Here is a 12,882-nt window from a genome sequence, read left to right as displayed (position 1 = left end):
AGCTTGGAGCGCTCTTCAAGTCAAGAGGTCCGGCTCAAGAGCGCCGGTCCCCCTTGGCGAACGGGCCCTCCAGCGCCGCCCACTGCAGCAGCATGATGGTCTTGGCGTCGTTGATCTCGCCGGTGCGGATCATCTCCAGGGCGCGGCGGAAGGGCAGTTCGACGATCTCGATGTCCTCGCCCTCCTCGTCGAGTCCGCCGCCCTCGTGGGTGCGGGTCGAGGGCCCGTACGCGGCGGCGTAGAAGCTGACGCGTTCGGTGACCGAGCCGGGGCTCATGTAGACGTCGAAGACGTGCTCCACGGCGCCGATGGTGTGCCCGGTCTCCTCCACCACCTCGCGCCGCACGGCGAGTTCGGGATGCTCGTCCTCGTCGTCGAGGAGCCCGCCGGGGGTCTCGATCAGCATGCCGTCGGGGTGCCCGTTGACGTACACGGGGAAGCGGAACTGCCGTGTGAGCAGGACCGTTTCGCGTGCGGCGTCGTACAGCAGCATGGTGGCGCCGTTGCCGCGGTCGTGCGTCTCGCGCTGCTGGCTGCTCCAGGTGCCGTCGGCGCTCCGGAAGTCGAAGGTGGTGGCGCGCTCGACGTACCAGTGGCTGGAGAGCAGCTTCACCTCCCGTATCCTCACACGCGGGTTGCCGGTCAGGTCCAGGCCGGTCCGGTCCAGGCCGGTGCGGCCGCGGCGGTCCGGGGTGTCGATGCCGGCTGTCATCGGGCGCCGCCGTTCCGGCTCGGTGCTGTGCAGGAGTTGTTCATGGTCCGCTTCTACCACGTGCGTCTTTCAGGTCAGCGCCAGCACGTGGGAGTGCCAGGCCGGCAGGTCGACGTACAGGCCACGCGCGAGCAGTCCACCGCCGTCGCGGTCGTACGCCTGCCCCGTGAGCAGGTCGGCCAGCCGGCAGGTCCGGCCGGCCAGGTCGTCCCAGGGCAGCGGGACGAGGCCCTGGGCCGGGTGGCCGGAGTAGTTGACGATCACGACGTGGCGGGCGTCGGCGCCGGTCCAGCTCCAGGCGAGCAGGTTCAGGTGACTGTCGTTGTCCGGCCATCCGGCGGTGTCCAGCAGCCGCCACTCGCCGTCGCGTACGGCGGCCGCGGCCGGCAGCAAGTCGGCGTAGAACGCCCGCAGTTGGTCGTCGGGCTGTTCCTGCGGCCCGCGCGAGAGGAACACCGGCAGGCGTATCTCCCGCCCCTCGAACTGGCCCTCGTGCCAGAGCGTCGCGCCGGGCAGCGTGGCGACGGTGACGGCGGCGGCGAGCTCCCGTCCGCCGGGCAGGGTGGCGGCGGCCCGCGGTTCGTCGTGGTTCTCCAGGAAACGGACCAGGCCGCGCTGGTAGCCGAGGTCGGCCTGGAGGTGGGCGCGGACCGATCCGGCGTCCTCGTGCACCAGGCGGTCGTAGAGCCGCTTGTCGTAGCAGTGGTCGAAGCCCTCGTGCTGCAGGGCCCATTCGAGGTCCCAGTACGCCTCCGCGACGAAGAGGAGGTCGGGGTGACGGGCCCGAACACGCTCGATGACGTACGGCCAGAAGTCCTCGGCCGGGTGGGCTCCGGCGCGGTCGCCCCACGTCTTGGCGAAGACGTCGTTCATCATCAGCATCGCCATGTCGCAGCGCACGCCGTCCGCCTGGTCGCCGATGGAGACGAGCGTGTCCACGGCGGCGGCACGCAGGTCGTCGCTGAAGGCGTTCAGCTGCACGACGTCGGGCCAGGGGGCGAAGTACGGGTCGCGGCCGCGGGCGTAGATCTGCCCGGAGACCTCGATGAAGGCGCCGGGCGCGGCGGCCAGGTCCTCCGGTGTGCCCTGGATCAGGCAGCCGGGGCGTTCGGTGAGCCAGGGGTGGTCGGGGGCGACGTGGTTGGGGACGTAGTCCAGGATCAACCGCAGTCCGCGCGCGGCGAGTTGGGAGCGGGCCTGGGCCAGGGCGGCGGGGCCGCCGAGGGTGTCGTCGACGACGTAGTCGCGTACGCAGTACGGCGATCCGGCGATGTCCGCCTCGGTGAGGCCGGGCAGGGCGCCGCGGAAGGAGGCGCGCAGGGACTCGTCGCGCAGGGCGATCGCGAGACCGGCCGGGCTGCGCCGCCAGACTCCCATCAGCCAGACGGTGTCGACGCCGGCCCGCGCCACCTCGTCCCAGACCTCCGCGGGTACGTCGCCCAGGGTGACGCCGCGCCCGTACCGGCGGCTCAACTCGCCCAGCCACACCAGGGTGTTGATCTCATGGATCACGGTCATGACAGGGGCTCCTCGTCGCTCGCGCCCGTGAACCGTTCGTCCGAGAGCCGCAGGGACTCCCTGCCGCCGCGCTCCACGTCCTCGGCGCCGATGCTGTGGAACAGGGTCGCGGTGGCCGCCACCAGTCCGGTCCAGCCGGTCTGGTGCGAGGCGCCGAGACCCGCGCCGTTGTCGCCGTGGAAGTACTCGTAGAAGAGGATCAGGTCCTTCCAGTACGGGTCCTTGGCGAACTTGGGCTGGGCCCCGTGCACCGGGCGGTGGCCGTCCTCACCCACCAGGAAGGTCGAGGTGAGCCGGTCGGAGATCTCACGGGCGACCTCGTAGAGGTTCAGCTGCCGGCCGGAGCCGGTCGGGCACTCCACGGTGAAGCCGGGACCGTGGTAGCCGTGCAGGTTCAGCAGCGCACGGATGAGGAGGAGGTTCATCGGGAACCACACCGGGCCGCGCCAGTTGGAGTTGCCGCCGAACATGCCGGAGTCGGACTCGGCGGGCAGATAGCCGACGCCGTACTCCTGCCCGTGCACGTCGAAGCGGTACGGATGCTCCGCGTGGTGGCGGGACAGGGATCGGATGCCGTGCGGACCGAGGAACTCCTGCTCGTCGAGCATCCGGGCCAGCACGCGGCGCAGCCGGTCCTCGCCGAACAGGGCGAACAGGAAACGGCCCTTGTGCTCGGGGTCCGCGGGGACCCGCTGCGCGACGACGGCCTCGACGGCCGGGTGCCGCTTGATGAACTCCTGTGCTCCCGCGACCAGTTGGGGGAAGTTCGTGGCCGCTCCGCTGCCGATGACGCTGGTCGCGGCCAGCGGCAGCAGGCCCACCAGGGAGCGCACCTTCAGCCGGGTGGCGCTGCCGTCGGGCCGGCGCAGGACGTCGTAGAAGAAGCCGTCCTCCTCGTCCCACAGGGTGGCGTTGTCCTTGCCGATGCGGTTCATGGCGACCGCGATCCAGGCGAAGTGCTCGAAGAGCATCTGGGCCTGCTCGACGTAGACCGGATTGTCCACGGCGAGTTCGAGGGCGATGTCGAAGAGGTTCTGGCAGTACAGCGCCATCCACGCGGTGCCGTCGGCCTGGTCGAGGTGGCCGCCGGTGGGCAGGGGCGCGCTGCGGTCGAAGACACCGATGTTGTCCAGGCCGAGGAAGCCGCCCTGGAAGACGTTGTTGCCGTCGACGTCCTTGCGGTTGAGCCACCAGGTGAAGTTCTTCGTCAGCTTCTGGAAGGCGTTCTCCAGGAAGACGCGGTCCGCGTGGCCGGTGCGGTGCTTCTCCAGCTCGTAGACGAAGAGGACCGCCCAGGCGTGCACGGGCGGGTTGACGTCGCCGAAGTTCCATTCGTAGGCCGGGATCTGCCCGTTGGGATGGAGATACAGACGGCGCAGCAGCAACTCGAGCTGCGACTTGGCGAAGCCGATGTCGATCATCGACAGGGCGAGGGCGTGGAAGGCGAGGTCCCAGGCGGCGAACCACGGGTACTCCCAGGTGTCCGGCATCGACATGATCTCGTCGTTGATCATGTGGTACCAGGCGCTGTTGCGGATGCCGGGGTCGGCGGCGAGCGGGTCGACGCCGTGCTCGGCCAGCCAGCGCTCGACGTCGAGGTAGTAGTACTGCTTGCTCCACAGCATCCCGGCCAGGGCCTGCCGCACGAGCCGCCGCTCGTCCTCGCCCATGCCGTCGGGGACGACGTCCTCGTAGAAGGCGTCGGCCTCGGTGCGGCGGGCGTCGAAGGTGGCGGCGAACTCGCCCCAGGGGTCGGCGAGTTCGGTGTCGGACAGCCGGAGCCGTACGGTGGCGCTCCGGCCGGCGGGGATGACGAGGGTGTGGTGGACGGCGGCCTTGGTGCCGGTCTGCGCCGGGTCGACGGCCGCCGTCTCGCCGTGCACGACGTACCGGTCGATGCCGTCCTTGACGTACGGCGTGGTGTTCGCGCTGCCGAAGACGCGCTCGTCGTTCGTCTCGTTCCCGGTGAACAGGACGGGGGCGTCGGTGTCGAAGTACATCCAGCGGGGGCCGAGTTCGTCGTGGTCGGCGCGGATGCCGTCCGGCGTCCTGTGCATGGCCGGGACGGCGGTTCCGCCGGCCCAGGACCAGGTGTGCCGGAACCAGAGCGTCGGCAGCAGGTGGAGGGTGGCCTCGTCGGGCCCGCGGTTGTGCGCGGTGATCTCGATCAGCAGATCCTCGGGACCTGCCTTGGCGTACTCGACGAAGACGTCGAAGTAGCGGTCCTCGTCGAAGACGCCGGTGTCGAGCAGCTCGTACTCGAAGTCGCCGCGGCCGCGTGCGCCGTTGGTGGCGACCAGGTCGGCGTAGGGGAACTCGCCCTGGGGGTACTTGTACAGGTACTTCATGAAGGAGTGGGTGGGCGTGTTGTCGAGGTGGAAGTAGTACTCCTTGACGTCCTCGCCGTGGTTGCCCTCCTGGTTGGTCAGACCGAACATCCGCTCCTTGAGGATGGGGTCGCGGCCGTTCCACAGGGCGAGCGCGAAGCACAGCCGCTGCTTGTCGTCACTGACACCCGCGATGCCGTCCTCGCCCCAGCGGTAGGCGCGGGAGCGGGCCTGGTCGTGGGTGAAGTACGCCCAGGCGTCGCCGTCGGCGCTGTAGTCCTCCCGTACGGTCCCCCACTGCCGCTCGCTGAGGTAGGGCCCCCAGCGGCGCCAGGCCACCCGTCCCGCGTCGGCCTCCGCGAGCCGCTGCCGCTCGGCCCCCAACGCGCTGCCCATCACCATGGCCCGCCTCCCTCACCAAACCGGCATTGCCCCCCAGCCTCGGACGTGCCGGACATGGTCGCAATGGGTGGGGGGCGGAGGGGGGAGTTCCGCACGGGGCGGCCCAGGCCGTCAGGCCGGTGAGCGCAGCCGATCCAGTTCGCCGCCGATGGCGGCCCGCAGCGCGTCGTGCTGCGGGCCGAGTCCGAATCGCCGGTCGCTCCACCGGTCACGCGGATACAGCCACACCGGCTTGCCCACCAGCTCGGCCGGCTCCCATTCGTACCGTGGCCAGACATGGGCGTGCAGGAACGGATCCGTGTTGCCGAGGATCTCCAGATTGACCCGGCGGAAGCCGGGGTCCAGCCGGCGGCAGGCCCGCTCGACCGCTTCACCGAGCTGGTCCATGCCGGACAGAAACGACAGCCGCCTGGCCTTCGGCAGGTCGGACAGCCGTTGGACTCCTGGGTCGTCCCCGAGGAGGACCGAGTACCCGGGCAGGAACTGGACATCGCCGATCACCGCGAAGCCGGACTCGAGCCGCCGCAGCACCGTCGGGTTCTCGCCCCGCAGAGCGGCCCCGATGCGGTCCTTCCGCCAGTCGTCCGTCATGGCCCGAGCGTACCGGCGGATGATCAAGACCCCGTACGACGGGCGGGGTACGACGGGCGGGCGCCCCAGCCACGGCTCCAGAGGGATTCCCCCAACAGCCACGGCAGCCCGCCCGAGCTCAACGCACCGCCGCCGAAGCCTCGTTGGCGGCCAGACCGGGTGAGCCGCTCGGCGCCCGACGGACCCACAACGGCCGCAGCCGGTACGTCAGCAGATACAGCACCGCGCCCGCCCCGGCCGCGACGAACATGCTCAGGTCGCCCGCCCCGGGGTACGCCGAAGCGAAGGGCCCGGTGTAGAAGCTCGACTGCCAGAACGGCACCGACGCGGCCACGCCGCCCGCCCAGGCCACGAAGCCCCAGTCCAACACCCGGCGGCGGTCGTAGAGTTCGGCGATCCGGGAGGGGTCGGAGCGGCCGCCGAGGTAGAAGTCGAGGAGCAGGACGGCGGCGAAGGGGGCGATGAAGTAGGCGGTGAGGTTGAGGAAGATCTTGAACTTGGCCTCCGTACCCGCCGCGCCCCACAGGCTGATGACGTAGGCGAGCAGGCAGATGGCCGTGACCGCCTGGGAGCGGGTGACCGGGATCTTCAGGGTCTGGACGGAGATCGCGCCGCCGTAGACGTTGAGGAAGTTCTGCGCGAGGGCGGACAGGCCGACGGCGATCAGGGCGGGGAGGGCGAAGGGGCCGGCCAGTTCGTGCAGGGCGGTGATCGAGTCCGAGCTGGTCGCGCTGCCGCCGACGACCACCCCGAGGATGCCCAGCCAGCAGATGGTGACGAAGTTGCCGAGCCCGGTGTACCAGGCGGTGCGGCGCACGACGTCGGGGGTGTCCGGCAGATAGCGGGAGTAGTCCGAGGCGAACGGCGCCCAGGCCACCAGGAAGGACAGGAACCAGCCCCCGAAGGTGACCCAGCCGCCCGTAAAGCCGATGTATCCGGACGCGTGCGGGTCGGCGTGGAAGAGGCTGCCGCCGCGCACCACCGCGACCACGGTGATCAGCAGGAACAGCGGGGTCAGGACGTACGTCAGCACCCGCTGAAGGTAGTTGATCATGTTGTAGCCGTAGATCGCCACGACCAGCTGGATCGCCGTGAGCACGCCCGCGCACAGCCAGAACGGCAGATGCGTCAGCTCGGCGAACGCCTTGCCGCCCAGGATGACGGTGACCGCCGCCCAGCCGACGCCGGCGAAGACGTTGATGTATGCCACGGGCAGGAAGTTGCCGAAGAAGCCGAGCGGGCCGCGGGCCTGGATCTGCTGCGGCACGCCCAGCCGTACGCCCATCCGGGACATCACCGCCATCAGCAGCGAGCCGACCGCGGCTCCCACGACGATGGCGGCGACCGCGGCGGAGAAGCTCAGCCCGAACCATGCCGCGCTGAACCCGAGCAGGATGATCGGGAAGTTGAGGCCGGCGGCGAACCACACGAAGAACTGCGAACTCGGCCTGCCGTGCCGCTCGTTGTCGGGGATGTGGTCGACGCCGAAGGGCTCGACCTTGGTGACCGCGCTGCCGTAGACCGGCGCCGGTGTTCCTTCTGTCATGGCGTGCTCCTGGTCGCTGCGGTTGCGCGGGTCACCACGGCAAGGGGGCCGTGTGCGAGATGTCGAAGAAGCCGCCGCCGCTGTAGACCAGCGGCGCGAGGTCGTCGTGGCGGGCGGAGACCACCCGGCCGGTGAACACGGTGTGGCTGCCGGCCTCGAGGCGTTCGCCGATCTCGACCTCCAGCTGGGCGCAGGAGCCGTCGATCAGCGGGACACCGAAGCCTCCCGGCGTCCAGCCGACCTGCGCGAACTTGTCGTCGCCCTTGGAGGCGAAGACCTTGGCGACGTCGAGCTGGTCCGCGGCCAGGATGTTGATGCCCAGGTGGCTCGCCCGGTGCAGCACGGGATGGGTGGAGGAGCTGCGCTGCACGCAGACCAGCACCATCGGCGGGTCCAGCGAGATGCTGGCGAACGCGTTGACCGCGAGGCCGCGCGGTGTGCCGCCGTCGTCGGTGGTCACCACGGTGACGCCGGTGATGAACTTTCGGTGCACCCCGCGCACCAGGTCGGGATCGACGGCCGCCTGCTTGACGGTGGTGATGATCCCCAGCGCCTCCAGGAGCTGGCGGGAGTCGAAGGTCACCCACTCCTCGGCGACGGACGACCCGTCGAAGCGGGCGAAGGTCGCACCGGAGACCTCGACGGGCCTCCCGGTGGGCGGAACGCCGAGGAAGGCGCCGGTATGGCTGCCGGTGCTGCGCCAGCGGATCGCCAGCCGGTCACCGTCCTCGACGATGTCCTCGATCTCGGTGCGCAGGTCGGGGAAGGCCTCGCGCACGGCCCGGATGGAGTTCTTCAGCTGGTCGCGGTCCTGCGCGACGGACGCGGGCCCCCGGCGGCGGACGTAGGTGGGACTGAGCACGTCGTCCAGGGCCTCTACGTGCCCTTCGTCCCAGGCTGACCGCCACGCGGAACGGATCCGTGAGGTGCGGTCTGCGGTGTCGGCGGCTCGGTCAAGAGTGTGGGTCATGGTCACGCCCCTCGGTCAGCTCTTGTATGGCAGAGGACGGTATGAACGCGCAGGTTCGGTGTCAACACCTCAGCCAGAAAAGCCTGGTGATTCCTGGTAGGACGATCAAACACACAGGTCAGAGATGTTTGTCGACGGTTACCCCTTGACGCCTCCGACTCGGACTCCTAGCCTCACTGCCATGGCACAGCGAGAGACGGAAGGTAACGGGATGCGGTTCTCGATATTCCACAACCTCGGAGCGCCCGGCCGGCTGGGCGAGTACGCCCAAGTCATGGACGAGGCCCGGGAGTTCGCGATCGCAGCGGAGGAGGCCGGCTTCTGGTCCACCTGGTACACGGAGCACCACTTCGGCCACGAGGCGATCGAGATCACCCCGAACCCGGTGCTCATGGGCGCGGACATCGCCGCCCGCACCTCACGCATCCGCATCGGCCAGGCGGCCTCCATCGCCACCTTCTGGCACCCGCTGCGGCTGGCCGAGGACATCGCGATGCTCGACCAGCTCTCCGGCGGCCGCGTCGAGGTCGGCCTCGGCCGCGGTCTCTACGGCCGCGAGGCACTGAACCTCAACGCCCTCGCCGACCCGCGCGACCAGGAACAGAACCGCGCGCTGTACGAGGAGACGGTCGAGATCCTGCGCAAGGCGTGGAGCGGCGAGTTCTTCCACCACAAGGGACGCTTCTACGAGTTCCCGGCCCCCGGCGTGAAGTGGAACCACCCCCTGTCCCCCGCCACGGACGACTACACGACCGACGGCGTCATCACGAAGATGCAGGTCACGCCGTTCCCGCAGCAGCGCCCGCACCCGCCGCTGTGGCAGGTCATCGACAGCCCCCGCTCGATCGCGGCGGCAGCGGCGGACGGTGTGCAAGGCTTGTTCTGGCTGCCGCCGGTCTCCACCCTGAAGGACCGCTTCGAGCTGTACCGCTCCACGGCGAGCGAGGCCTCCGGCCGTCCGTACGCGCTCGGCGAAGGCATCGGCCTGGTCCGGGACGTGTATGTCGCGGACACCATGGAGCAGGCCCGCGCCGACTTCGAGGAGGCGCTGATGACGACGTACCGCTGGATCATGCACTGGCGGGGCCTGGGCAACCTCATGGAGGCGGGCGAGGAGCTCACCGACGCGCACGAGCTGTCCTTCGACTTCCTGAAGGACAGGAACCGGCTGGTCGGCACGCCCGAGTACGTCGCCGAGAAGGTGGCCGAGCTGCGCGACGAGATCGGTCTGGAGCACCTGCTGCTGTGGACCACGCACCCGGGCCTGGAGCACCGCAAGGCGATGCGCAGCCTGGAGCTGTTCGCCGAGAAGGTCATGCCGGAGTTCACCGCATGAGCCGCGCGTCCTGCGGCATCCGGAAGGTCGTCACGGTGGTCGACGAGGTGCTGCTGGAGCTCGGCCGCCCGGTGGCCACTCCGGTACGGCGGGTCGCGGCGGCCGCGGTCGTCCGCAACCCGTGGGCGGGGCGCGGCTTCGTGGCCGATCTGCAGGCGGAAGTCGAGGAGCTGGCACCGGAGTTGGCGCAGATCCTGACCGGCCGCCTGATCGACACGCTGGGTGGCGTCGACCGCGTCGAGGCCTTCGGCAAGGCGGCCGTGGTGGGCCTGAACGGGGAGATCGAGCACGGTGGTGCGCTGATCCACACGCCGTACTTCGGCAACGTCCTGCGGGAGCTGACCGAGGGCACCTCGATCATCGTCTTCAGCGACGACCGCCTCCCGGCCGGCGAACCGCTCACGGTGCCGCTGTGGCACAAGACGGCGGCGGCGACCCGCTCGCACTACCAGACCGTCCAGATCAGGATCCCGGACGCGCCCCGCCCCGACGAGCTCGTGGTGATCGCAGCCGCCGCGTCCGGGCCCCGCCCCAACGCCCGTATCGGGGACCGCCGTACGGACCCCTCCGTCCGCCTCGCCGATCTGCAGAACCTGGAGAACGCCCGATGAACGTCCGCAAGATCATCACCTTCACCGAGGACATCCACAGCGAGGGCGGCCGCCCGGTCGACCCGCCCGCCCGTACGGCCGTGGTGCTCGCGGTGATCGAAAACCCGTGGGCGGGCCGGGACTTCGTCGACGACCTGCTGCCCGGCATCGACGAAGTGGCGCCGAAGCTGGGCGAGTTGCTGGCACCGCGGGTGGTGGAGGCGCTCGGGGCGCCGGTGGAGGCGTACGGCAAGGCGGCGATCGTCGGCCTGGACGGCGAGATCGAGCACGGCTCGGCGCTGATCCACACGCTCAAGTTCGGCGACCACTTCCGCAAGGCGGCCGAGGCCACCACCCTGCTCCCCGCGGTCGAGAAGCGCGCGGCGGCCGGAACGGTCTTCGACATCCCGCTCAAGCACATCACGGACGCGACGATCCGCTCCCACCACCAGACGATCGAGGCCCGCGTCCCGGACGGCCCGCGCGCCGACGAGATCGTCGTCGGCCTCGCGGCGGCGGCCCAGGGCCGCCCCCAGGCCCGGCTGGCACCGCTGTCCACGGAACGATGACGCTGCCGCCGGCCCTGGGCCACGAAGTCCACGGCACAGGCCCCGACCTCGTACTCCTGCACGGGGTGGGCCTGGACCGGGCGATGTGGGAACGCTGCCTGCCCGCACTGACCCACCGGCACCGCGTGACGCTCGTCGACCTGCGCGGCCACGGCACCTCGCCGGCGGCGGAGCCCGGGGTGGCCCTGCGCGAGCTGGCGGCCGACGTCGCGGCCCTGCTGACGGGCCCCGCGCACCTGGTGGGCTTCTCCCTGGGCGCACTGGTCGCGCAGCAAATCGCCGTCGAACACCCCGAGTTGACGTCCGCACTCACCCTGGTCAGCTCGGTCGCCGAACGCTCGCAGGAGGAGCGGGCCGCGGTCCTGAGGCGACGGGAGCGGGCCCGCCAGGACTTCGCGGGGTCGGCACACGCGGCCGTGGAGCGATGGTTCTCGGCGGAGTGGCGCAGGCGGGACCCCGAGCTCGCGAAGGCGGTCCTGGACCGTCTGATGACGACCGACCGCACCTCCTACCTCGCCTGCTACGACGTCTTCGCCACCGCCGACGCCGAGTTGTGGCCCCACCTGCCCGGGATCAAGGCCCCGGTCACAGCGGTCACGGGCGCGGACGACCCCGGCTCCACCCCGGCCATGTGCCGCGCCCTGGCCGACCGGATCCCCGGCGCCCGCGCGGTCATCGTCCCGAACACCCGCCATCTACTCCCCCTGGAACGCCCGAACGTTCTCAGCAAGGTGATCCTGGACGCTTCGAGGGGCGCGGGGAACTGCGCGAGCAACCACATACGACCCGCAGCCGAGGAGCGACCAGAATGACCCGACTCCCCCGCCACCAGCACTACATCGCCGGCGAGTGGACGGCCCCCGCCTCCGGCGAGTACTTCGAGAGCGTCAACCCCACCACCGGCAGGCCCTGGTACGAGGCGGCGAACGGAACCGCCGAGGACATCGACCGGGCGGTCGCCGCTGCGCGCTCCGTCTTCGAGGACTCCCGCTGGCGCGACCTGAGCCAGACCCACCGCGGCCGTCTCCTGCGCAACCTCGCAGACCTCATCGGCGAGAACGCGGCGGAGCTGGCCCGCACCGAATCCCTCGACAACGGCAAGCTGCTGCGCGAGATGCGTGCCCAACTCGCGGGCCTGCCCGAGTACTTCCACTACTACGCGGGGCTGGCCGACAAGATCCACGGTGAGGTCATCCCCGGCGCGAGCCGCGACCTGCTCAACTACACCCTGCGCGAACCCGTGGGCGTGGTGGGCGCGATCACCCCCTGGAACTCCCCCCTTCTCCTCACCGCCACGAAGCTCGCCCCCGCGCTCGCCGCGGGCAACACGGTCGTCGTCAAACCGTCCGAGCACACCTCGGCCTCGCTTCTCGCGCTCGCCCCGCTCTTCGAGGAGGCCGGCTTCCCGCCGGGTGTCGTCAACGTCGTCACCGGCTTCGGCGCGACCGCCGGTGGCCCGCTCACCGAACACCCCGACATCGCCAAGGTGACCTTCACCGGCTCCACCGAGACCGGCCGCCGTATCGCCCGTACCTGCGCGGACCGCTTCGTGCGCTGCACCCTCGAACTCGGCGGCAAGTCACCGAACATCGTCTTCCCGGACGCCGATCTGCCGTCCGCGGCGATGGGCGTGATCGCCGGCATCTTCGCGGCCGCGGGCCAGACGTGCGTGGCCGGCAGCCGCGTACTGGTCCACCGGGACGTGTACGAGGAGATCCTGGAGCGTGTGACGGCGCGCGCCGCGACCATCCGCATCGGCGACCCGCTCCTGGACACGACCGAGCTGGGGCCGCTTGCGCTGAAGGACCAGCTCGCCAAGGTCGAGTCGTACGTCGATCTCGGCCGGTCCGAGGGCGGCAAGGTGGTGGTCGGCGGCGAGCGTCCCGACACCGGCCTCGGCGGCTGGTTCTACTCCCCGACCGTCTTCACCGGCACGGACAACGCCATGCGCATCTGCCAGGAGGAGATCTTCGGGCCGGTGGCCACGGTGATGCCTTTCGCGTCGGAGGAGGAGGCCCTGGCGATCGCCAACGACTCGGCGTACGGGCTGGCCGCGGGCGTGTGGACGCGGGACGTCAACCGCGTGCACCGTATGGCGTCGCGACTGGAGGCCGGCACGGTGTGGGCGAACACGTACCGGTCGATGTCCCCGATGTCGCCGCGCTCGGGCTTCCGCAGCAGCGGCACCGGCACCGAGCACGGCACCGAGGTCATCCGGGAGTACACCCGCCTGAAGAGCGTGTGGATCAACACCAGCGAGGAGCCGGCGGGCGACCCGTTCGTGCTGCGGTCATGAGCGGCTCGGACGCGAGCCGCGTTGC

11 protein-coding genes are annotated in these 12,882 nt (G+C 70.5%); 5 read left to right on the top strand and 6 right to left on the bottom strand.

Annotation, left to right across the window (positions count from 1 at the left end):
- Nucleotides 1–34: 34 nt before the first annotated feature.
- The 6 genes from ACGFYN_RS41265 to ACGFYN_RS41240 all read right to left on the bottom strand — a co-directional run bounded on the left by ACGFYN_RS41265 (nt 35) and on the right by ACGFYN_RS41240 (nt 8,066).
- Nucleotides 35–712 (bottom strand): NUDIX domain-containing protein, encoded by a 678-nt coding sequence (locus ACGFYN_RS41265; RefSeq protein ID WP_393871149.1) that lies wholly within the window; start codon nt 710–712, stop codon nt 35–37.
- A 69-nt stretch (nt 713–781) separates the two neighbouring features.
- Nucleotides 782–2,230: an alpha-amylase family glycosyl hydrolase gene (locus ACGFYN_RS41260; protein ID WP_393871148.1), complete on the bottom strand. Its 1,449-nt coding sequence runs from the start codon at nt 2,228–2,230 to the stop codon at nt 782–784.
- The gene (locus ACGFYN_RS41255) at nt 2,227–4,959 is read right to left on the bottom strand and encodes a glucosidase (RefSeq protein WP_393871147.1); all 2,733 of its coding nucleotides are present in this window, start codon (nt 4,957–4,959) and stop codon (nt 2,227–2,229) included. The genes ACGFYN_RS41260 and ACGFYN_RS41255 overlap by 4 nt, the downstream gene beginning before the upstream one ends.
- Before the next feature lie 111 nt (nt 4,960–5,070).
- The gene (locus ACGFYN_RS41250) at nt 5,071–5,550 is read right to left on the bottom strand and encodes a diadenosine tetraphosphate hydrolase (RefSeq protein ID WP_393871146.1); all 480 of its coding nucleotides are present in this window, start codon (nt 5,548–5,550) and stop codon (nt 5,071–5,073) included.
- A gap of 118 nt (nt 5,551–5,668) precedes the next feature.
- A complete protein-coding gene (locus ACGFYN_RS41245; RefSeq protein WP_393871145.1) occupies nt 5,669–7,096 on the bottom strand; it encodes a purine-cytosine permease family protein in 1,428 nt (475 codons plus the stop codon).
- Nucleotides 7,097–7,127: 31 nt separating this feature from the next.
- Nucleotides 7,128–8,066 (bottom strand): flavin reductase, encoded by a 939-nt coding sequence (locus ACGFYN_RS41240; protein ID WP_393871144.1) that lies wholly within the window; start codon nt 8,064–8,066, stop codon nt 7,128–7,130.
- Between the two features lie 211 nt (nt 8,067–8,277).
- On the opposite strand from ACGFYN_RS41240, the gene ACGFYN_RS41235 reads away from it, so the two are divergent.
- Genes ACGFYN_RS41235 through ACGFYN_RS41215 form a run of 5 tightly spaced genes read left to right on the top strand, consistent with a single transcriptional unit; the run spans nt 8,278 to nt 12,857 of the window.
- Nucleotides 8,278–9,402, top strand: coding sequence for an LLM class flavin-dependent oxidoreductase (locus tag ACGFYN_RS41235; protein WP_393871143.1), 1,125 nt, complete (start codon nt 8,278–8,280; stop codon nt 9,400–9,402).
- A complete protein-coding gene (locus tag ACGFYN_RS41230) occupies nt 9,399–10,013 on the top strand; it encodes an amino acid synthesis family protein (RefSeq protein ID WP_393871142.1) in 615 nt (204 codons plus the stop codon). The genes ACGFYN_RS41235 and ACGFYN_RS41230 overlap by 4 nt, the downstream gene beginning before the upstream one ends.
- Nucleotides 10,010–10,561: an amino acid synthesis family protein gene (locus tag ACGFYN_RS41225; protein WP_393871141.1), complete on the top strand. Its 552-nt coding sequence runs from the start codon at nt 10,010–10,012 to the stop codon at nt 10,559–10,561. Before ACGFYN_RS41230 ends, ACGFYN_RS41225 begins: the two co-directional genes overlap by 4 nt.
- The gene (locus tag ACGFYN_RS41220; protein WP_393871140.1) at nt 10,558–11,373 is read left to right on the top strand and encodes an alpha/beta fold hydrolase; all 816 of its coding nucleotides are present in this window, start codon (nt 10,558–10,560) and stop codon (nt 11,371–11,373) included. The genes ACGFYN_RS41225 and ACGFYN_RS41220 overlap by 4 nt, the downstream gene beginning before the upstream one ends.
- Nucleotides 11,370–12,857 carry an aldehyde dehydrogenase gene (locus ACGFYN_RS41215; RefSeq protein ID WP_393871139.1) on the top strand — a complete coding sequence of 496 codons (1,488 nt, stop codon included), beginning with the start codon at nt 11,370–11,372 and terminating at the stop codon, nt 12,855–12,857. Before ACGFYN_RS41220 ends, ACGFYN_RS41215 begins: the two co-directional genes overlap by 4 nt.
- Nucleotides 12,858–12,882 lie beyond the last annotated feature (25 nt).

This window comes from Streptomyces sp. NPDC048419 (assembly GCF_043200415.1).
GTDB lineage: Bacteria > Actinomycetota > Actinomycetes > Streptomycetales > Streptomycetaceae > Streptomyces.
This window is presented reverse-complemented; position numbering and strand designations above follow the sequence as displayed.